The organism is Pseudomonas coleopterorum (assembly GCF_900105555.1).
Classification (GTDB): domain Bacteria; phylum Pseudomonadota; class Gammaproteobacteria; order Pseudomonadales; family Pseudomonadaceae; genus Aquipseudomonas; species Aquipseudomonas coleopterorum.
The window spans coordinates 144,587-164,824 of the sequence record NZ_FNTZ01000001.1 but is presented as its reverse complement, the minus strand read 5'-3'; the positions used below and the strand labels follow the sequence as shown (position 1 = coordinate 164,824).

15 protein-coding genes are annotated in these 20,238 nt (G+C 54.6%); 8 read left to right on the top strand and 7 right to left on the bottom strand.

From position 1 onward, the window contains the following. Nucleotides 1-15: 15 nt before the first annotated feature. Nucleotides 16-573 carry an arsinothricin resistance N-acetyltransferase ArsN1 family A gene (locus BLV18_RS00710; protein ID WP_090355462.1) on the top strand — a complete coding sequence of 186 codons (558 nt, stop codon included), beginning with the start codon at nucleotides 16-18 and terminating at the stop codon, nucleotides 571-573. A 218-nt stretch (nucleotides 574-791) separates the two neighbouring features. Here the strand turns inward: BLV18_RS00710 and BLV18_RS00705 are convergent, their stop codons facing one another. From BLV18_RS00705 to BLV18_RS00690, 4 genes are all read right to left on the bottom strand, one after another. After that, complete coding sequence (locus BLV18_RS00705; protein WP_425272635.1) at nucleotides 792-2,984, bottom strand: heavy metal translocating P-type ATPase; 2,193 nt, start codon at nucleotides 2,982-2,984, stop codon at nucleotides 792-794. A gap of 602 nt (nucleotides 2,985-3,586) precedes the next feature. Beyond that, the gene (locus tag BLV18_RS00700) at nucleotides 3,587-4,051 is read right to left on the bottom strand and encodes a DUF411 domain-containing protein (protein WP_090355455.1); all 465 of its coding nucleotides are present in this window, start codon (nucleotides 4,049-4,051) and stop codon (nucleotides 3,587-3,589) included. Nucleotides 4,052-4,207: 156 nt separating this feature from the next. Then, nucleotides 4,208-5,599 (bottom strand): heavy metal sensor histidine kinase, encoded by a 1,392-nt coding sequence (locus tag BLV18_RS00695; protein WP_090355452.1) that lies wholly within the window; start codon nucleotides 5,597-5,599, stop codon nucleotides 4,208-4,210. Then, a complete protein-coding gene (locus tag BLV18_RS00690) occupies nucleotides 5,596-6,270 on the bottom strand; it encodes a heavy metal response regulator transcription factor (RefSeq protein ID WP_090355449.1) in 675 nt (224 codons plus the stop codon). The genes BLV18_RS00695 and BLV18_RS00690 overlap by 4 nt, the downstream gene beginning before the upstream one ends. A 501-nt stretch (nucleotides 6,271-6,771) precedes the next feature. Here BLV18_RS00690 and BLV18_RS00685 point away from each other — a divergent pair. The 3 genes from BLV18_RS00685 (at nucleotide 6,772) to BLV18_RS00675 (ending at nucleotide 12,517) form a co-directional block, all read left to right on the top strand. Beyond that, nucleotides 6,772-7,971: a TolC family protein gene (locus tag BLV18_RS00685; RefSeq protein ID WP_090355446.1), complete on the top strand. Its 1,200-nt coding sequence runs from the start codon at nucleotides 6,772-6,774 to the stop codon at nucleotides 7,969-7,971. 67 nt (nucleotides 7,972-8,038) lie between these two features. After that, on the top strand, nucleotides 8,039-9,355 hold the full coding sequence (locus BLV18_RS00680) for an efflux RND transporter periplasmic adaptor subunit (RefSeq protein ID WP_090355443.1): 1,317 nt from the start codon (nucleotides 8,039-8,041) through the stop codon (nucleotides 9,353-9,355). 24 nt (nucleotides 9,356-9,379) lie between these two features. Beyond that, complete coding sequence (locus tag BLV18_RS00675) at nucleotides 9,380-12,517, top strand: CusA/CzcA family heavy metal efflux RND transporter (RefSeq protein ID WP_090355440.1); 3,138 nt, start codon at nucleotides 9,380-9,382, stop codon at nucleotides 12,515-12,517. A 48-nt stretch (nucleotides 12,518-12,565) separates the two neighbouring features. Here BLV18_RS00675 and BLV18_RS00670 read toward each other — a convergent pair whose 3' ends face one another. After that, entirely contained in the window at nucleotides 12,566-13,498 is a 933-nt protein-coding gene (locus tag BLV18_RS00670; RefSeq protein ID WP_090355437.1) for a cation diffusion facilitator family transporter, read from the bottom strand. Nucleotides 13,499-13,680: 182 nt separating this feature from the next. Next, nucleotides 13,681-13,899 (bottom strand): hypothetical protein, encoded by a 219-nt coding sequence (locus tag BLV18_RS22175; RefSeq protein ID WP_139210995.1) that lies wholly within the window; start codon nucleotides 13,897-13,899, stop codon nucleotides 13,681-13,683. A gap of 238 nt (nucleotides 13,900-14,137) precedes the next feature. Here BLV18_RS22175 and BLV18_RS00660 point away from each other — a divergent pair, with 238 nt between their 5' ends. Then, on the top strand, nucleotides 14,138-14,464 hold the full coding sequence (locus tag BLV18_RS00660; RefSeq protein ID WP_090355432.1) for a DUF2790 domain-containing protein: 327 nt from the start codon (nucleotides 14,138-14,140) through the stop codon (nucleotides 14,462-14,464). Nucleotides 14,465-14,618: 154 nt separating this feature from the next. Here the strand turns inward: BLV18_RS00660 and BLV18_RS00655 are convergent, their stop codons facing one another. Further along, entirely contained in the window at nucleotides 14,619-15,944 is a 1,326-nt protein-coding gene (locus BLV18_RS00655) for an OprD family porin (RefSeq protein ID WP_090355430.1), read from the bottom strand. Between the two features lie 257 nt (nucleotides 15,945-16,201). On the opposite strand from BLV18_RS00655, the gene BLV18_RS00650 reads away from it, so the two are divergent. The 3 genes from BLV18_RS00650 to BLV18_RS00640 all read left to right on the top strand — a co-directional run bounded on the left by BLV18_RS00650 (nucleotide 16,202) and on the right by BLV18_RS00640 (nucleotide 20,232). Next, nucleotides 16,202-17,059: a hypothetical protein gene (locus BLV18_RS00650; protein ID WP_090355427.1), complete on the top strand. Its 858-nt coding sequence runs from the start codon at nucleotides 16,202-16,204 to the stop codon at nucleotides 17,057-17,059. Nucleotides 17,060-17,399: 340 nt separating this feature from the next. Further along, nucleotides 17,400-19,256: a copper resistance system multicopper oxidase gene (locus BLV18_RS00645; protein WP_090355424.1), complete on the top strand. Its 1,857-nt coding sequence runs from the start codon at nucleotides 17,400-17,402 to the stop codon at nucleotides 19,254-19,256. 10 nt (nucleotides 19,257-19,266) lie between these two features. After that, complete coding sequence (locus BLV18_RS00640) at nucleotides 19,267-20,232, top strand: copper resistance protein B (protein WP_167375901.1); 966 nt, start codon at nucleotides 19,267-19,269, stop codon at nucleotides 20,230-20,232. Nucleotides 20,233-20,238: the final 6 nt, after the last annotated feature.

Below are 20,238 nucleotides of genomic sequence, written 5' to 3'. Positions count from 1 at the left end.
CCAACGGAGTTACCTATGCGCATCCGTCCCGCCGAGCCCAGTGACGCACCTACGATAGCTGCCATCTACAACCAAGGGATTGAGGAAAGAAGTTCGACGTTCGAGACGACACTTCGAAACCCAAAAGACATGCTTGAACGACTCCAGGCAAGTGATCGCTACCCTGTCCTGGTATTACTTAACGTGGACGACCAGGTTATAGGGTGGGCGAGTCTGAGCGTATACCGCGCTCGCGCTTGCTACGACGGCATTGCTGACTTTTCAATTTACTTGAGCGGTGAGGTTCGAGGTCAGGGGCTGGGCAGGCATCTGCTTCAAGCACTGCTTAAAGAGGCGCAAGCACGGGGTTTCTGGAAAGTCCTTTCCCGCGTATTTAGCTTCAACCGTGCCAGCCTTGCATTGTGCAAAGCATGCGGTTTCCGCCAAGTGGGGGTGTATGAGAAACATGCCTGCCTTGATGGTCAGTGGATCGACTGCGTGATTGTCGAACGACTTTTTCCTGAGAACCAGGCCAGCGGCATTGCCCCTGTCGTTGGATCAAGCACCGAAACAGGTGGGCTAAGCACCTGTTGACCGTTCCTCCATTTCACAACTACAGCCAGACCTCGCTCTTGAACTCAGGGTCAGGTCTGCAGAAATGGTCACGTCTCGGCAGCTTCGTATCTCCATCTTGGTCAATTCCCGCACCCTCGACATTCGCCGAGGCTCCTTCAGCGCGGGTTGTTTGTGCAACGTGGCGAGCGTGCATTTCACAGCACACCGTGCAACAGCCTGCGCTGGAGGCTTATGGATTACTTCTTAAGCAAGCGCAGTCCGTTCAGCACTACTAGAACGCTCACCCCAACGTCGGCGAACACTGCCATCCACATCGTGGCCATCCCTACCAAGGTAAAGACCAAAAACACTGCCTTGATGCCAATCGCGAACACGATGTTCTGCTTGAGAATGCTCGCGGTCTGACGGGAGAGACGAATGAAGGCCGGAATCTTTCTGAGGTCATCATCCATCAGCGCCACGTCGGCGGTTTCGATGGCCGTATCGGTGCCTGCTGCAGCCATTGCAAAACCGATCTGGGACTTGGCTAGGGCAGGTGCATCATTGATGCCGTCCCCTACCATTCCTACGACATGGCCGTCCGACTGTAAGCTTGCAATGGCCGTGAGCTTGTCAGCTGGCAACAGGCTTCCTTTCGCTTGGTCAATACCCACCGCTTGAGCGATGGCCGCTGCCGTGTGGTTGTTGTCACCCGTGAGCATGACGGTCTTGATACCAAGTTGATGCAGTTCTTCAATCGCTTTCTGGCTCGACTGCTTGACGGTATCAGCAACTGAAAATATGGCCAGCGCGCTAGATGAATCGCTCAGCACGACAACGGTCTTTCCCTGCATTTCCAAAGCAGTCACACGCGATTCCAGCGAGGCGTTGCACAGCCCAAGCTCTTCCAGCAACCGGTGGTTACCCAGGTGGTACTGCTTACCCTCAATGGTTCCCCTGATCCCTCTCCCTGGCAATGCGGAGAAGTCATCGACTTGCTTGGCCTGCGTCGCATCCTGATCGCGCGCAACCGCCAGCGAAACTGGGTGATCAGACCTGCCGCCCAAGCTTGCCGCGATCGTGCGCAATTCAGCTTCAGGTCGGTCGATCAAACTATAAAAGTCAGTCAGCACTGGCTTGCCATGAGTGATGGTGCCGGTCTTGTCCAACGCGACGTAATCCATCTTGGCACCGATTTCAAGATAGATACCGCCCTTGACCAGGATCCCTTTACGCGCCGCAGCAGCCAGTCCGCTGACAATCGACACCGGGGTCGAAATGACCAGGGCGCACGGACAAGCCACTACCAGCAAGACCAAGGCTCGGTAAACCCAGTCGAACCAGGCCCCGCCCATGAAAATGGGTGGGATAACTGCAACCGCCAGCGCGAAAAAGAATACTGACGGGGTGTAGTACTTCGCGAACTGATCGACAAAACGCTGTGTGGGCGCACGCGAGCCCTGGGCTTCTTCTACAGCATGGATGATACGGGCCAGCGTGGTGTTATTGGCTTTTGCAGTAACACGGTATTCAAACGCACCGGCTTCATTGATCGAGCCCGCGTATACCTTGTCGCCCAGAGTTTTCTCGATGGGCATGCTTTCGCCGGTAATCGGGGCTTGGTTCACTGTCGAGTGGCCACGTTCGATTTCGCCATCCAGGCCGATTCGCTCACCGGGACGCGTGCGAACGAGGTCGCCGATGTCCACAGTTTTCGCGTCCACTTCCTCCCATTGCCCCTCTGCTTGCCTCACAGTCACGCGATCAGGCGACAGGCTCATCAAGCCTTGGATCGCATTTCGAGCACGATCCAGCGATTTTGCCTCTATCAGCTCCGCTATGGTGAAGAGGAACATCACCATAGCCGCTTCTGGCCATTGGCCAATGAGCACCGCGCCTGTGACCGCAATGGACATCAGCGTATTGATGTTCAAATTCAAATGCCGGATCGAAATCCAGCCTTTTTTGTAGGTGGCCGGCCCGCAGATCGCTATGGAAAGCAGGGCAACCATGGCCACAACCCATTCCGGCGCAGCTGACGTCAAATGCAAGATCTCAGCACCGACCGCTGCGACACCTGCCACACCTAGAGGCCACCACGGAGTCTTCGGGGCTGCTGGGGCCGGCTGGCTGCCGCCTTCTTCTGCAACCACAGCCGACATCCCCAGGCTGCGAATAGCTTCTAACGCCCTATCAAGAGTCTCTGGCTGATGCGTAAGAATGACGGCGCGTTGAGGGATGTTGAACTCCAGCCCCTCCACTCCCGCAAGTGTTTTGAGCTTGGCGCGAATGAGACTTTCCTCTGCCGAGCAGTCCAGCTGGGCGACTTGGATCTTCGTGGTTCTGGCGGCATCCAGCCGCTGCGCAGTCATTCCCAGGGTAGAGATTGCCTTGGCAATTACAGTCGTATCCGCAAGGGTATGCCACACGCCGAGCGTTCTTTTCATCATGTTAAATTCGAGTTTCTCGACACCCGCCATCTTGCCCAGCTTGCCTTCGATCATGGCCTGTTCTGTGGGGCAGCACATCTGACTGATATGGAAAGTATTGAACGACGCACCTGCGGAGGATTGGCTTTGGGGTGTATCACCTAGGTCGGCTAGCTCAGGTGTCACACAGCATTGTGATTTAACACTTTCAGAGGGCGTGCAGCAGCCACCAAGAGCACGCTCGACGCTGGGCATCGGACTGCGCATCTCCTTAGTTGAATTAGCTGGTTCGCTGAGGGTGTAGAGCTGGCTCGAACCGGCAGATGCCAACTGAGTTTGCGAGCCAGAAGAGCAGCACGTCGCTGCCGGAGCATCCGACGCCAAGCCATCGCGAGTGCCGCAGTAGGGCGAAACAGCGCTGCCCAGCCCGCTGACCGTGCTCTCGTGGTTTGGCACCCATGTTTCAACCGCTCGTTCAGCCTTTTCGGCGACGGCGGGGGAACCGTTCGGTTCGCCGCAGCACTTCTTCATTTCGTTACCCTCAGCAAGTCATGCTGCGAGTAAACACCCTGAAGTGGCTACAGGGTCAAGTCCCAAAAGGCTCGACTCGATACCATGGAGGGTCACTGCGCGGGATAGTCAGCCACGACCAGCTCTTTACCCTGCGTGGTCAAACCAATGACCTGATAGGCGCTTTTACGATTGCCTGATTCCATACCAGGGGAACCCATGGGCATGCCTGGCGCGGCGACACCCATGAGATCTGAGCGCTTAGCCAACTCGGCAATCTGCTGCACGGGCACATGGCCCTCTACGAACTTCCCATTTACTACGCCGGTGTGGCATGAGCCCAGTTTATCGGGCACGCCCAGCTTGGCCTTGACTGCACTCATGTTGTCTTCCAGGTGATCGTTCACCGTGAAGCCATTGTCTCGCAGGTAGGCGATCCATTTGGAGCAGCACCCGCAGTTCGGATCTCGGTGTACGTCAATGGTCTGGGCTGGAGCAGCTTGAACCAGTGACACAGTGCCTACTGCAATGAGCATGGCAATGCGACGCCCTGCGATTTTCATACTTGGCAATTTCATGTGTGTGCTCACGTTAATATAGAAAATACAGCCTGGGCTCGTCGCACTTGGCTCAATGCAGCCTCATGGAGAAAACGGCGCACTACAAGCCATGAATATGTAACACGTTGTATCCGTCAATCCGGTCTGCCGCTCACCGTTTTTGAGTGTTTAAGCTTATGCGCTTTTGGGGAATATCAGCTTGAACGTCGTCGGGCCGTCGAGCTCGCTTTCTACGGTCACATGGCCTTCATGGAGGCTCATGATGCTTCGCACGATGGCTAGACCCAGCCCAGTTCCACCCTGTTGCCTGGAGCGACTAGGGTGGACACGGTAAAACCTGTCAAAAATCCTAGGCAGGTGCTCAGCTGCGATTCCCTCCCCAGTATTGCGTACCGCCAGTAAGGCCTCGGTTCGGCTTTCTGCAAGCTCCAATGCGACTGTGCTCCCAGCAGGGCCGTGCCTGATAGCATTCGAGAGAAGGTTTGAGATCGCTCTTTGTATCATCAGCGTCTCACCATGGGCATGTGCATACCCTCTAATGACCAAAGACATACCCTTGTCTTCAGCCGAGTGCGAGAACAGCTCCGTCACTTTCTCCGCTTCGCTGCGCAGATCAATCGACGCGGTCGCTAGAGGCAGAGATGGCTGACTGACGCTCGCTAGGAATAGCATCTGTGAAACCATGCGCGAGAGCCGTTCCAGCTCTTCAGTGCATGATTCCAGCACCTGCTTGTATTCCGAAGGCGGACGCTCTCTTGAAAGCGTCACCTGAGCCTTGCCCATCAGATTGTTCATAGGCGAGCGGAGCTCATGGGCAAGGTCGTCAGAAAACTGTGCAAGCTGCTGCACGTCACTATCGAGCCGATGGAGCATGAAATTGATAGCGTGGGCCAGATCTCGGAGCTCATCAGGAAGGCCATCCACTTTCATCCGATGAGAGAGATCACGCGCAGATACCATCGCAGCGACTTTCCGAAACGCACGCAGCGGCTTTAGCTCTCGATGAACAAACCACCAGGCGCCGCCGCCTACCAAAAGAAGGATCAGTGGAACCGCAAAGAGGGAAGATTTCACATAAGCGTTTAGGAGAGCGACGTCGCTTTTCCTGTCCAGGGAAAGCAGCACGAGCACATGCTGACCATTGAGCAGCCGTACCACCCTGTAGGCCATTAAGGTTTCTTGGCCTTCTGGGCTTGTCAGGTGTAGGAAATCCTTAGACCGACCATCTGTTTCAGGAATAGGCAGCTCCTTTCCCTCATCGCCACCTAAGGACAACAGCTGTCTTCTTGGCGAACTGGAATCCAGGATTGTCAGCGTGTAGTCATCATGGCCAATGATCTGATCGCGAAGGTTATGCGGGTGCAGAACTACTTCGGCCACCGAGCTTAAGCCCTCCGCCAAGCTATGCTCGATCTGGCTAAGCTTTTCATTAAGCGCATCCACAGCCCGCGCATCAAGCTGGCGCGAAAGGGTCGCATACGCTAACGTCGCCATAATCAGCACCAGGAGCGCACAGAAGATACTCACTGTCAGCCCTAAGCGCATGGACAGTCTGGTAGGCCTCACTCCCGAGCTTCCAGCACATATCCAACACCGCGCAGGGTGTGAATCAGCTTGCGGTCGAACGGGTCATCTATCTTCGCCCTGAGTCGACGTATCGACACCTCTACTACGTTGGTATCGCAGTCGAAATTCATGTCCCATACCATAGAAATGATTTGTGTCCGGGACATGACTTCACCGCTATGGCGCATCAGCAAATGAAGAAGAGCGAATTCTTTGGTAGTTAGGTCGATGCGCTGGGTGCCGCGAAAGGCTCGGTGCCTACCTTGGTCAAGCTCAAGATCCGCCACGCGGAGCACTTCGGGCAGCCCCGACTGCTCGCTTCGGCGCATCAGTGTCCGGATCCTGGCCAATAGCTCGGGAAACTCAAAGGGCTTGACGAGGTAGTCGTCGGCACCCATTTCGAGACCTTTTACTTTTTCTTCCAAGCGTCCACGCGCCGTCACCATTATAACTCGCGTATTGCAAGTTTTTCTAAGTTCTCTCAACACCTCCCAGCCTTCCATCACCGGCAAGTTAACATCCAAAATTACAATGTCGTAAACTTGGCTTTGAGCAAGGTGCAGACCATCAATGCCAGTTTTAGCTATATCAACTACATAGCCACTTTCCGACAGACCTTGATGCATGTACTCGGCAGTTTTGAGCTCGTCCTCTACAACAAGGATTCGCATAGAAGACATCCTCTATAAATTACATTATCTGACTTACGAGCTATAGATTTTTTTAGATGCCCGGCGCCGTTATTTTCACAGAATTTTCACAAGACCCTGTGCGTAAAGGGATTTTAAAGCCTGTAGCAGGTTCAGGGTCAAGGTTCCTGACATAAAGAATTGGCCCGGTGCACGCTGACTGCACCCGACTACCCATGCAGAAAACAACTAAGGTGTTACTCCATATTTCCGTCGAAGACCTGCTACCTGACTACCTTAATCCAAACCCAAGAAACCCGCTGCCAGATAACGAAATTGTAATTTTCCTGCAACCCTTGTGATAGCCGCAGATCTCTAGAGTCCTCGCACCTACTTTGTCTAGCTATAGACCGAGTTTCGCCTGCTCGTATCGAGCTGACCCTGTTGAACGACTGGAGAAGTGCAGTGCTTGGGCTTGGAAATTTTTCAGTAGCGACGCGCACTTTAAGATGTGCTTACGCACTCGGCGTCTTGTCCCTTCTGATGGTGCCACTTAGCGCTGCGGCGCTGGACAAATCGCAAAACATATCCTTGCAAGAGGCAATTGAGGCTGCGTTTTCACGCAACCCGGATCTTGCTGCTGCCCGGTGGGAGATCCAGATCTCCGAGGGGGAGAGACAACAGGCCGGGCTGATGCCAAATCCCGAATTGTCGTGGGAGGTAGAAGATACCCGCCGCAGCACCAGCACCACCACGGTCATGTTGAGTCAGGCACTTGAGCTGGGTGGCAAGCGGGGCGCCCGCATTGACGTAGCAGATCGTGGGCAAGATGCGGCAAGGATCGAGCTGGAGCGTCGGGGCAATGAGTTGCGCGCCGATGTGGTGCAGGCCTACTTTGCAGCGTTTAGGGCACAGACCGGGCTTGATCTGGCCAAGCAGTCGCAGGGCCTCGCACAGAGGGGTTTGGAGGTAGCCGAAGGTCGAGTTCGTGCGGGTAAGTCCTCACCAGTCGAGGCCACCAGAGCCCAGGTGCAGCTTGCAGAGACAGACCTTCAAGCGCGGCGGGCACTGACCCTTAAAATCAACGCTTATCGAGAACTGGCCAAGGCAACGGGATCTGCTGTGATCTCTTTCGACAGGTTGGACGGTGCTGATCTGTCGAAGATTGTAGCGCCGCCCTCAATGAAACTGTTGAGCGCGCTGAGTCAGTCCGCCGAGCTCCGCCTGGCTGAAGCGCAAATACAGCGAACTGAAGCAACCTTAGGATCGGAACGAGCACAACGTGTGCCGGATTTGACCGTTAGCGTTGGCAGCCAGTACAGCCGCGAAGACCGAGAGCAGGTAAACGTCGTTGGCATGTCCATGCCCCTTCCGCTGTTCAATCGTAACCAAGGCAATGTCTTGGCCGCCTCTCGTCGTGCAGATCAGGCCCGAGATCTGCGCAACGCCGCAGAGCTAAGACTTCGCACCATAGTCCAATCGGCTCTGGATCAATGGACAACCTCTTCACGGGAGGTCGAGTCCTACAATCGAGTCATCCTGCCGGCAGCCCAAAACGCTGTAGACACTGCCACACGCGGTTTTGAAATGGGCAAATTCGGTTACCTGGAAGTACTCGACGCTCAGCGCACGCTCATTGATGCACGCACCCAGTACCTGGAATCCATGGCTACGGCGACTGATGCCAGGGTAACCGTGGAGCGCATCTATGGCGATCTCAGTCGCCTGTCCCCTAATCCGTAAATCTCGCTAATCCGAACTTATCGGGCACATTGCATGCGATGCATGCAGGTGGTCGTCAGGAGCATTCATGAATAAAACACGGGGCATAACAATCGCTGTGGCGGTCGTTGCCATCATTGGTCTGGGTAGCGTTGCGGTAGGCGGCAAGATGCCGCCGGTTGTGGCTGAGGTTCAAGCTGCTGGCGATGGACATGACAAGGAATCCGGTGACGCTCACGGCGAAGACGGACATGACAAGGACGAGCACGGTGCAGCAGGAGAAAAAGAAACTGGCCATGGGGAAAAAGAACATAGCGATGAAGGCCATGGCAAGGAAGGCCACACAGAAGCTGCATCAGAGGGAGCCCACGAAGAGGAAGGCCACCTTGAGCTGACGGCTGAGCAAATCACTGCCGCTGGTATTGAGGTCGTAGCCGCTGCACCTCGACAGATGAGTACGTCTGTGACATTCCCCGGCGAAATTCGCTTCGATGAAGACCGCACCTCTCACGTAGTGCCTCGCGTAAGCGGCGTAGTCGAGTCTGTGAGGGTTGACCTGGGGCAGACCGTGAAAAAAGGCCAGGTGCTGGCTGTGATTGCCAGCCAACAGATCTCGGATCAGAGAAGCGAGCTGAGCGCTATCCAGAGGCGCCTTGAACTGGCACGGCTGACCATGCAGCGCGAGAAAGAGCTGTGGCAGAACAAGATTTCTGCCGAACAGGACTACTTGCTGGCCCGCCAGGCGTATCAAGAGGCAGAGATCAATCTGGCCAATGCGCGGCAGAAACTCGGAGCCATTGGGGCAAATCTGAACGCGTCTGCAGGAAACCGGTATGAGCTCGTGGCCCCCTTTGATTCCGTGGTCGTGGAAAAGCATCTGAGTATCGGTGAGATGGTGAATGAGGCCAGCACCGCGTTCACTTTGTCAGACCTGACGCGTGTATGGGCAACCTTTGGCGTCACACCAAAAGACTTGAACAAGGTCGTCGTTGGCAAGCCGGTGACAGTCAGCGCACCTGATCTGGACGCAAAAGTTGAAGGCCGTGTGAGCTACGTCGGCAGCCTGCTGGGCGAACAGACAAGGGCTGCAGTGGTGCGAGTCATTTTGCCCAATCCTGAGGGTGCCTGGCGTCCAGGGCTTTTTGTATCAATCGACGTGACAGCGGACAAGGCCCAAGCGGCTGTCAGCCTTCCTGAGTCAGCTATTCAAACCGTTGAGGACAAGCCTTCGGTGTTCGTGCGCAATCCAGAGGGATTTCAATTACAGCCGGTGACCATGGGTCGACGTGACGGTGGTTACGTAGAAGTCGTTCAAGGCCTGGCCGCAGGTACCCAAGTGGCCTCTACAGGCAGCTTCATTCTCAAGTCAGAGCTTGGTAAAGGCTCGGCTGAGCACGCCCATTGATCCGCGTCGCACGAGTACAAACCCATGTTTGAACGGTTGATTCAATTCGCGATAGAACAGCGCATTGTCGTAATGCTGGCTGTCCTGCTGATGGCTGGGCTAGGCATTGCCAGCTACCAGAAACTTCCTATTGATGCAGTCCCTGACATTACCAATGTCCAGGTACAGATCAACACATCTGCACCAGGTTTCTCGCCGCTCGAAACAGAGCAACGGATCACCTATTCGATTGAAACCAGCATGGCCGGCTTGCCAGGGCTCCAGCAGACACGTTCGATGTCACGGTCGGGCCTGTCGCAAGTCACCGTCATTTTTGAAGACGGTACGGATCTGTTCTTTGCTCGCCAGCAGGTCAGCGAACGGCTGCAGGTTGCCAAGGATCAGCTTCCTGAAGGCGTTGACGCAGTGATGGGGCCGGTCTCGACGGGTCTGGGGGAAATCTTCCTTTGGACAGTCGAGGCAGCCGAGGGCGCTCTTAAGGAGGACGGAACGCCCTACACCCCGACCGACCTGCGGGTCATTCAGGACTGGATCGTCAAGCCGCAACTGCGCAACGTCCCAGGCGTGGCTGAAATCAATACCATCGGCGGCTTCGCTAAGCAGTATCAGATCGCTCCAGACCCTAAAAAACTGGCCGCTTACAAGCTGACGCTCAACGATTTGGTAGTGGCCTTGGAGCGCAACAACGCGAACGTCGGAGCGGGCTACATTGAGCGCGGTGGGGAACAGCTGTTGATTAGGGCACCTGGTCAGCTCGCCACTGCCGAAGATATTGCGAACATTGTAATTGCTAACGTGCAGGGCACGCCTATCCGCGTCAAAAGCGTTGCGGATGTAGGTATCGGCCAGGAGCTACGATCAGGCGCGGCGACCGAGAATGGGCGTGAGGTAGTGCTGGGCACGGTCTTCATGCTGATCGGGGAAAACAGCCGCACCGTTTCACAAGCGGTAGCTGCCAAACTGGCAGACATCAACCGAACGTTGCCCAAAGGTGTCCAGGCCGTAACGGTCTACGACCGCACCAATCTTGTTGAAAAGGCCATCGCAACCGTCAAGAAGAACTTGATTGAAGGGGCAATCCTGGTCATCGCGATCCTCTTTCTGTTCCTTGGGAACATCCGGGCTGCCTTGATTACGGCGATGGTGATTCCGCTGGCCATGTTGTTTACCTTCACAGGTATGTTTGCCAACAAAGTCAGTGCCAACCTCATGAGCCTGGGCGCACTGGATTTCGGCATCATCGTCGACGGAGCCGTTGTAATCGTCGAGAACGCGATTCGCAGGCTGGCTCATGCTCAGCAAAAGCATGGACGGATGTTGACCCGAGGGGAGCGATTTCATGAGGTTTTCGCTGCCGCAAAAGAAGCACGTCGACCTCTGATTTTTGGTCAGCTCATCATCATGGTCGTCTACCTGCCGATCTTTGCCTTGACGGGCGTTGAAGGCAAAATGTTCCACCCGATGGCATTCACCGTCGTCATTGCTTTGCTCGGCGCCATGATTCTTTCCGTGACATTCGTCCCTGCTGCGATCGCCATGTTCGTCACCGGCAAGGTCAAGGAAGAAGAAGGCGTCGTCATGCGCACAGCACGCCTTCGCTACGAACCTGTGCTGAAATGGGTGCTTGGCCACCGCTCGATAGCCTTCTCAGCCGCGTTCTTGCTGATCGTCCTGTCGGGTTTTACCGCCAGCCGAATGGGCAGCGAGTTTATCCCCAGCTTGAGCGAAGGTGACTTTGCCTTGCAGGCACTCCGGGTGCCAGGAACAAGCCTGAGTCAATCGGTGGATATGCAGCAACGCCTGGAGAAAGCGGTCATCGAGAAGGTGCCTGAAGTAGAGCGGATGTTCGCTCGAACCGGTACAGCTGAAATCGCAGCCGATCCAATGCCGCCCAACATCTCCGACAGCTACGTCATGCTCAAACCACAGAGTGAGTGGCCCGATCCAGGAAAGTCACGGGAGGCATTGATTGCCGATCTACAGAAGGCTGCCGCGAGTGTGCCGGGCAGTAACTATGAGCTGTCCCAGCCCATACAACTGCGTTTCAACGAACTGGTGTCCGGGGTTCGAAGCGACGTTGGGGTGAAGGTGTTTGGCGATGACATGGAGGTACTGAACCAGACGGCAGCCAAGATCGCCGCTGCCCTGCAAAAAGTGCCTGGAGCTTCTGAGGTCAAGGTAGAACAGACCACCGGCCTGCCGGTGCTGACAATCAATATTGACCGGGACAAGGCTGCTCGCTACGGCCTGAATGTGGGAGATGTCCAAGACGCCATTGCGATCGCTGTGGGTGGTCGACAGGCGGGAACGTTGTACGAAGGTGACCGCAGATTCGACATGGTCGTGCGCCTGTCCGAGAAGCTTCGAACCGATGTTGCTGGCTTATCGAGCTTGTTGATTCCTGTCCCGGCCAGCGCGGGCAGTACTGATCAGCAGATTGGTTTCATCGCGCTATCGCAAGTCGCGAGCCTTGATCTGGTACTAGGGCCTAACCAAATTAGCCGGGAAGATGGAAAGCGCGTAGTCGTCGTCACTGCCAATGTCCGTGGGCGAGACCTGGGGTCATTTGTATCGGAAGCTGCCGACACCATCGAAAATGGCGTGCAGATACCGGCAGGCTATTGGACAACATGGGGCGGGCAGTTTGAGCAGTTACAATCTGCGGCCAAGCGGCTACAGATCGTGGTACCAGTAGCATTGATGATGGTGCTGGCCCTGCTTTTCATGATGTTCAACAACCTCAAGGACGGTTTGCTGGTCTTTACCGGTATTCCGTTTGCATTGACCGGTGGCGTCATGGCGCTGTGGCTTCGGGACATACCACTGTCCATTTCAGCGGGCGTTGGTTTCATTGCGCTGTCTGGCGTCGCAGTGCTCAACGGGCTGGTCATGATCGCGTTTATCAAAAATCTTCGAGAAGAAGGGCGCTCTCTGAGCGACGCTATCAACATCGGGGCATTGACACGCCTGCGCCCGGTGTTGATGACGGCCCTCGTTGCCTCGCTCGGGTTCATACCCATGGCCTTGGCTACCGGCACAGGGGCTGAGGTTCAGCGCCCATTGGCCACCGTAGTGATCGGCGGCATCCTGTCGTCGACGGCGCTGACCTTACTGGTGCTCCCGGCGCTGTACCAATGGGCATATCGCCGGGAGGAGGACTGATCGAGCCTCCCCCCTCAAAGCAAGCTCGCGGCAACTCTGCCGCGAGCGTCAGGAATGGTGCAGGTGCCCATCCTCATGATGATCGTCCGCTGAATGATCATCATCGTGGAAGCCGTCATGCTCCAGCTGGATGGTGCAGTGGCCGATCTCGAACTGCTCAGTAACCAAAGCGGTAATTGACGCCAGAATGGACTGACCGTCCATAGAGCTTTGCGAAATGACCACATGGACGCTCATCACGTTCTTGCCGCTGGTGACCGACCAAACGTGTAAATCATGGACAGCTTGGACACCCGTCACAGAGAGTATGGCTTGTTCTACTTTGTCTAAATCGATGCCGTTGGGCACGCCCTCAAGCAGCACATTCATACTCTCGCGTAGTAGCGTCCAGGTGCGAGGAAGCACCCATAAGCCTATGGCCGCAGCGACCAGTGAGTCCACCCATGCCCAACCGGTATACCGAATCACGATAGCGGCAACGATCACCCCTATCGAGCCGAGCATGTCACTCCAGACCTCCAGATAAGCGCCCTTCACATTCAGGCTTTCACCACTTGCAGCGCCCAACAGGCGCATCGAAATCAGATTAACCACAAGACCTAGGACGGCCACAATCAACATGCCAGTCGATTGAATGGCGGAGGGATTGAAGAGCCTCTGGTAAGCCTCATAGAGAATATAAAGAGCCACGAGGAACAGCAGGATCGCGTTGAACGCTGAGGCCAGAATCTCAAACCTCGCGTACCCGAATGTTCGATTCCGATCAGCAGGTCGCTTGGCGATTTGGAAAGCCATCAACGAGATGGCCAGTGCCGCAGAATCTGTGAACATGTGAGCAGCATCAGAAAGCAATGCCAGGCTGCCGGTTATCCATGCGCCGATCACTTCTGCAATCATGAATCCAGTGGTCAGGCCCAGTGCCATCAAGAGCTTCTTTTCATGCCCTGCGCGTACCTGCCCATGGCTGTGACCTGCGCTCATAATGTGTTCCTTGCATCAGATAAAAAGAAGTGCAAACCAGTTTGTATCTGTGAGACAGACGCGTGTTGGAGGTGTTCACCACAGTTCCGAAAAGGCAAAAAAAAGCGCCCCGAAGGACGCTTAAATATTCACCTTTTCCAAAGGAGCTCTTGAGCTTCTAAGGTGAATCCGATGTGATGTGGTTAACCTTCGGATTTCTCCGACACTTGTTTTTCCGTTTTATCTTCGTCCTTTACCAGCCGCTGCGATTCAACGCGCAATTCATTCTTTTCGCGGGCTTCCTGCTGGGCAAGACGGAACTGCTGAGCCGCTTGCATGGAGCGCTCGCTGCCATCTTGGGCAAAGGCCAGGGCGCAAGAAAGAGTTGTGGCCACGAACAGGATCGATTTCACGAGCTTCATATATATCACCGGAAAATTATTGGGCGGCTCCAGAAGTCAGAATTCCTTTCTGTAGAGATTAGGTAAAGCATAACCCTCGCCTGCTAACAGCAACATGATCGCAAGATTACAATATTGTTATGCCAAAGGTAGCGGCAATCGTTCGGAGGATATAGATTTCCGAATCGTAATTCTTGGGCAACCTCCAGGTAATCCCCCCTTCATATAATGGGGATACTTACTAATAGAGGTTCACACTATGCGCCTTATGTCCGCACTGATAGCCACCTGCATTTCTTTAGCTTCTCTGCCATCCTATGCACTCAGTGGCGACTCCTTGGCTCAGGAGTCTATTGAGAAGCATCAAATTGCTATCCAGGCCTATGCAGATAAGAAAGACAAGCCCATGCCAGAGATTATCGAATACAAGTACGGCATGAAACTGGACGTAGCGAAAGTTGTACGACAGACACCGGATACAAAAAGCTGCCAGGTCATACCGCGACTTATGACTTATGAGAACTCAGCGGGTGAGCTAATGACAGTGCAGTACATGGCGCTAAGCGAATGCCGCAATAAACACTGACCCGATGAGCGGACGGCAAGGACTTAAAACGGCCTACCGGACTAACGCATTAAGTATTTTATATTCCGCAGATAAAGGCGCCTTGTATAGGGCGCCTTTTCTTTTGTTACTCAGCTATAACGTCACCATAGCGCCAGGCGTTATGGTTAGGGCGTTACAGGATGCTGAGTGGGTACTCGACTATCAGCCTGACTTCGTCTAGGTCAGATTCAAAGGCCGTAGCTCGTGTCGTGGCCTGACGCATTCGCAGTGACAAGTCTTTCATAGATCCTGTTTGGACGACGTACTTGGCCTCAATGTCACGCTCCCAGCGATGTTGATCGGTCAAGGGGTTTCCTTCTCCATCTCGACGCATATAGACGTTATTCGCATTCGAGTAATCCGCTCCGGTGCCCTTGGCGTAACGGGTCATGAACGACAGACCAGGCAAGCCAAACGGTGACATTTCGATGTTATAGGTGATCATCCATGATCTTTCCTTAGGGGAGTTGAAGTCGCTGTACTGGATCGAGTTCGCGAGATAGATCGAATCGGATTGACGCAGATAATCGAAGTCATCATCGCCTTGGTTACGCTGGTGTGAGAGCGACAGCGTATGTGCGCCGTACTTGACTCCAAGCTTCGCGCTCCAGATGTCGTTATCGAACTCGCCAAGAAGTTTTCTTCCTTCATCTTTTGCATTGTAGTAGTTGAAGTCAGCGGTGAGAGCAAGCGCGTTTGTGATGGGTTGAACATATGAAGCAGAGACGTAGGTTTGATCCCACGCATCTTTCAAACGACTTCCGTAAAGACTGAGGCTTAGCCGATCAGTCGCGTCATACTCGCCTCCGAAGTACCCAACCCATGGTGAGTCCACTGAGCCTGCATAAAACGTAGCAAAATCATCCTGCATCCCGCTGGACGCAGGCTGGCTCATTGCATGAAGGCGCCCTGCTTGAAGGGTCAAGTCGCTGATGCTGTTGTTCACAGCGGTCACCCCTCGGAAGCTCTCTGGGAGCAGGCGCGAATCGCCGAAGGACACGACTGGGGTCGTAGGGAACACGTCTCCCATGTTTACAACGGTATCGAAAGCCCGTGCCTTGATCGAACCACCCAGTTTTGTGTACTCATCTTCGGCATCGCCATTGCCATCAACCGGTAGTACGTCAAATGAGCTCCTGGCGCCGTTACGGCCTCCACCGGTATCGAGCTTGATACCCGTCATCGCAAACGCATCAACCCCAACACCAAAGGTGCCCTGCGTGAAGCCAGATTCAAATCGGCCAATGATTCCTTGTGCCCATGCCTCGGAATACCCATTGCCTGTGGGGCTTGACTCCCCCTTTCGGTGGTCACGGTTCATATAGAAATTCCGGGTGAGTACCGTGAGCGTACTGCCCTCGATAAATCCCTCCTTTTCCTCATCCGCAAAGCTGGTAACGGGTGTAAAACTGGCTGCTGCTGAAATCAAGGCCAGGGATAGTTTCTTCAAGTGAGTCATGTGCGCTCCGTTCGAATCGGCAGATTTTTGTCAATGTCGATCTGGCTTGTTTTGTTATGCGAGCTGCCAGCAGGCGCATTTTGACGAGTCGAACATAACGGCGAGGTGGAGGTAGGATTACAAAAACGAAAGGCAGCCGCAGAGGAACGTATCCCCCTGGGGAACCTCGTAGGTCATGGACGGCGTGACGCCTTGCGTGCGCCGCTGGGGCGCGGCAGGCATGATACGAAACCCGTACCACCTGGATAATCGTGACTATGGAAGAGCTGGTTTATACCTCGATATGCCAAAACAACGGCTTGATCATTTTCGATGCGCTCGGTGAAAGCGAAATGCAAACAGGATTGCGGCTTTACGAGGATTTGCTCGACCACTCCACCGCTATTGGCCGAGCGGGGTACTGCAGTTTCCACAAGATCAAAAGCAAGCAGATGTTGATTGCAGCACTGAGGATGGTGCAGACGGAATGCAGATCAGGCGTTCTCTTTCCCGTACTACATTTCGAGTGCCATGGAGATCCTGCGAAAGGAATCTTCCTGCCCGCCAGCAATGAATATGTCGGATGGGAAGAGCTTGTCCAGGAGATTGCGGCGATTAACCAGGCGACCCGTAATAACACGGCGGTAGTGCTAGCTGTATGCCACGGGTTGGAGATTTCAAAGCTTGTAAGCATCACGGCGCCTTGCCCATTCAACTATCTCATTGCGGCACCTGATGAGGTGCAAGCTGGCTACCTTCGAGACGTCATTCCAGCGTTCTACAAGTCAGTCGTTCAGTCTGGCGATTTGCAGGCAGGGCTTGCCTTGTTAGCTGCCCCTCTGAAGCTATTCCACTGCGGAGAATGGTTTTACCGAACCCTAGCCACTTTTATGGTGACCAGCTTCAACGCTGCAGGGCGTGCTGAAGTCGTAGAGCAGATCGTCACCGACCAGGTAGAAAAAGCCGGGTACCGTAATCGCGAAATGATTCAAGCAGCCCGAGCTAGAGCAAAAGCGTATGTAAAATCACCGCACGGCTTTTACAACCAGGCATCGTCCATTTTCTTCCACGGTAAACTGCCCATTCCCTACGGGGATTTCCGCGCATTTGTGGAGCTCAAGCGGCACTGCAGGTAGACCCCGAGCGACAGGGCTGCCCTTATCACCACATGAGCCATGTTTATGCGCGGATCGACTGTGTAAACGAGCCCTTCTACCTTCGCCGAGCGATTCCGGTTAGACGACAGCAGCTCGGCTATACGCCGCCTCTAAATTCCACTTAATAAATTTTGAAGGCGTGTTGGCCGGACGCTTACGCAGACTCATCACTGCTGAGCCGCCCAGCTTACGGAAATGTAATTACGCCGTTTGTTCGCTTATGGCATCTTCGATGTATCAAGCGCACTAGCTATCTAAAGGGCAAACCCTCAGGAATACACTGCAGTGCGTGCACCTGACTCACAGGACATGAATCGGTATGCAATCCAAAACTTCTCGGCGCACCTTCGTGAAAGGTCTCACCGCAGGCGGAATTCTCGGTGGCTTAGGGCTATGGCGTACGCCTGTATGGGCGGCTCCAAGCTTGGGCGAGACCAGTGCCCTGTCAGGTACAGAATTTGACCTATTCATCGGAGAAACGCCGGTAAACATCACTGGCAATTCCCGTACGGCCATGACCATCAATGGTGGAATTCCGGGGCCTCTGCTGCGCTGGCGTGAAGGAGATACCGTGACCTTGCGGGTCAAGAATCGCCTCAAGGACATGACCTCCATCCACTGGCACGGGATCATTCTTCCCGCGAATATGGACGGTGTGCCGGGCCTTAGCTTCCATGGGATCGAGCCTGATGGCACGTACGTTTACCGATTTAAGGTGAAGCAAAACGGAACGTACTGGTATCACAGTCATTCCGGCTTCCAAGAGCAGGTAGGTGTGTACGGCCCGCTGGTAATCGAAGCAAAAGAGCCCGAGCCTTTTGAGTATGACCGTGAGCACGTGGTGATGCTTACTGACTGGACGGATGAAAATCCTGCTTCGCTGATGAAAACGCTGAAGAAGCAGGCGGACTACTACAACATCCACAAGCGGACAGTCGGTGACTTCATCCAAGACGTAGCGGACAAAGGTTGGTCAGCCACCGTCGCTGATCGCAAGATGTGGGCCGAGATGAAGATGAATCCCACTGACATCGCAGACGTCAGCGGCGCGACATACACCTATCTGATGAACGGCCTGGCTCCTAATTCCAACTGGACGGGCACTTTCAAACGCGGCGAAAAGATCAGATTGAGATTCATCAATGGGTCGGCCATGTCCTACTTTGATGTCCGTATTCCGGGCTTGAAGATGACCGTCGTAGCCGCCGATGGCTTGTATGTCAAGCCTGTGACCGTGGATGAGCTCAGGATCGCCACAGCTGAGACATTCGATGTGATCGTTGAACCGACTCAGGACGCTTACACGCTGTTCGCGCAGTCGATGGATCGATCGGGGTACGCCAGAGGCACCTTGGCCGTCCGGCCCGGTATGGCTGCGCCAGTACCTGAACTTGACCCTCGTCCTCTCGTCACCATGGCCGACATGGGTATGGCCGGTATGGATCATGGCGCGATGGGTGGTATGGGCGACATGGCTGGAATGGATCACAGCAAGATGGCCGGTACGGAAGGCAGCTCAATGCAGGGTATGTCGGGGATGGACGGCGGCGACATGAAAGGTATGAATCATGGCGCTACGCAAGACATGCCCGGCATGGACAGTATGACTGGGATGGATCACAGCAAAATGTCTATGGGTGGCATGGGAGAAATGCAGCAGCACCCGGCCTCAGAGTCCAACAACCCTCTCGTCGATATGCAGGCCATGTCGACGTCGCCAAAGCTTGATGATCCCGGTATGGGCCTTCGCGATAATGGCCGAAAGGTACTGACATACTCTGACCTAAAGAGCACGTTTGAGGATCCAGATGGCCGTGAGCCAAGTCGAACTATCGAACTGCACTTGACCGGTCATATGGAGAAGTTTTCCTGGTCTTTCAACGGCGTGAAATTTTCGGACGCCGAGCCTTTAAAACTGAAATATGGCGAGCGAGTCCGCATCGTTCTCGTCAACGACACGATGATGACCCATCCCATCCACTTGCATGGCATGTGGAGCGACCTTGAAGATGAAAACGGGCAATTCCTTGTCCGCAAACACACCATCGATATGCCGCCAGGTTCAAAGCGCAGCTACCGAGTGACAGCCGATGCGCTGGGACGCTGGGCCTACCACTGCCATCTCCTGTACCACATGGAAATGGGTATGTTCCGCGAAGTGCGTGTAGAGGAATAAGGAGCTGACTATGAGCAATTTCTTTTGCGGGACTCGCATGCATTCAGCTGTATTCACGGTTGCTCTAACCGCTGGTTTTATCCTGCCTGTAGCCGCTGAACCCGGCCAGGGCACGGAAGACGGGAAGATGCAGACAATGGATCACGGACAGATGCCGGGTATGGATCACGGCAAAATGCAGGGTATGGATCATAGCCAGATGCAGGGCATGGATCACAGCCAAATGGAGGGTATGCAGCCCGCCAAGCAGCAGACACAGACCAAAAGCCGGACTCCAATACCGCCTTTAACTGACGCTGACAGAGCCGCAGTCTATAAGGCGCCTGGTGGTCACGAAGTCCATGACACTGCTCTCAATACTTTTTTTATATTTGAGAAGCTGGAATGGCAGGACGCTGATGATGGAAGCGCGCTCAACTGGGAAGCCCAAGGTTGGATAGGTGGCGATGTTGATCGCCTATGGCTGCGCTCCGAAGGTGAGCGCACCAACGGAAAGACTGAAGAAGCCGAGGTTCAAGCGCTTTGGGGCCACTCCATCAGCCCTTGGTGGGATCTGGTCGGCGGAGTTCGTCAAGACTTCAAACCAGGCGACCCTCAAACGTGGGCAGCTTTCGGTATCCACGGCATGGCGCTCTACAACTTCGAGGCTCAGGCTACTGCTTACCTGGGTGAAGGTGGTCAGACCGCTGCCCGGCTGGAAGGAGACTACGACATTCTCCTGACCAATAAGCTGATTTTGCAACCGACGGCAGAACTCAACTTCTATGGCAAAAACGATCCCCAGCGGGGCGTTGGCTCAGGACTGTCTGAAAGTGCGATTGGTCTGCGGCTCCGCTACGAAATCCGCCCAGAGTTCGCACCTTACGTCGGTGTGACTTGGAATCGGGCTTATGGAAAGACCGCTGACTACGCCCGCGATGAAGGCGAAGACAGTAACGAAGCACGCCTGGTGCTCGGTATCCGGGTGTGGTTCTAAATCAAA

Bases quoted from the DNA above. Each gene is read 5' to 3' on its own strand.
- BLV18_RS00650 (WP_090355427.1), top strand. From the start codon at position 16,202: ATGGAAGAGCTGGTTTATACCTCGATATGCCAAAACAACGGCTTGATC.
- BLV18_RS00705 (WP_425272635.1), bottom strand. From the start codon at position 2,984: ATGATGAAAAGAACGCTCGGCGTGTGGCATACCCTTGCGGATACGACT.
- BLV18_RS00680 (WP_090355443.1), top strand. From the start codon at position 8,039: ATGAATAAAACACGGGGCATAACAATCGCTGTGGCGGTCGTTGCCATC.
- BLV18_RS00690 (WP_090355449.1), bottom strand. From the start codon at position 6,270: ATGCGAATCCTTGTTGTAGAGGACGAGCTCAAAACTGCCGAGTACATG.
- BLV18_RS00640 (WP_167375901.1), top strand. From the start codon at position 19,267: ATGAGCAATTTCTTTTGCGGGACTCGCATGCATTCAGCTGTATTCACG.
- BLV18_RS00675 (WP_090355440.1), top strand. From the start codon at position 9,380: ATGTTTGAACGGTTGATTCAATTCGCGATAGAACAGCGCATTGTCGTA.
- BLV18_RS00660 (WP_090355432.1), top strand. From the start codon at position 14,138: ATGCGCCTTATGTCCGCACTGATAGCCACCTGCATTTCTTTAGCTTCT.
- BLV18_RS00685 (WP_090355446.1), top strand. From the start codon at position 6,772: ATGGTGCCACTTAGCGCTGCGGCGCTGGACAAATCGCAAAACATATCC.
- BLV18_RS00645 (WP_090355424.1), top strand. From the start codon at position 17,400: ATGCAATCCAAAACTTCTCGGCGCACCTTCGTGAAAGGTCTCACCGCA.
- BLV18_RS00670 (WP_090355437.1), bottom strand. From the start codon at position 13,498: ATGAGCGCAGGTCACAGCCATGGGCAGGTACGCGCAGGGCATGAAAAG.
- BLV18_RS00655 (WP_090355430.1), bottom strand. From the start codon at position 15,944: ATGACTCACTTGAAGAAACTATCCCTGGCCTTGATTTCAGCAGCAGCC.
- BLV18_RS00710 (WP_090355462.1), top strand. From the start codon at position 16: ATGCGCATCCGTCCCGCCGAGCCCAGTGACGCACCTACGATAGCTGCC.
- BLV18_RS22175 (WP_139210995.1), bottom strand. From the start codon at position 13,899: ATGAAGCTCGTGAAATCGATCCTGTTCGTGGCCACAACTCTTTCTTGC.
- BLV18_RS00700 (WP_090355455.1), bottom strand. From the start codon at position 4,051: ATGAAATTGCCAAGTATGAAAATCGCAGGGCGTCGCATTGCCATGCTC.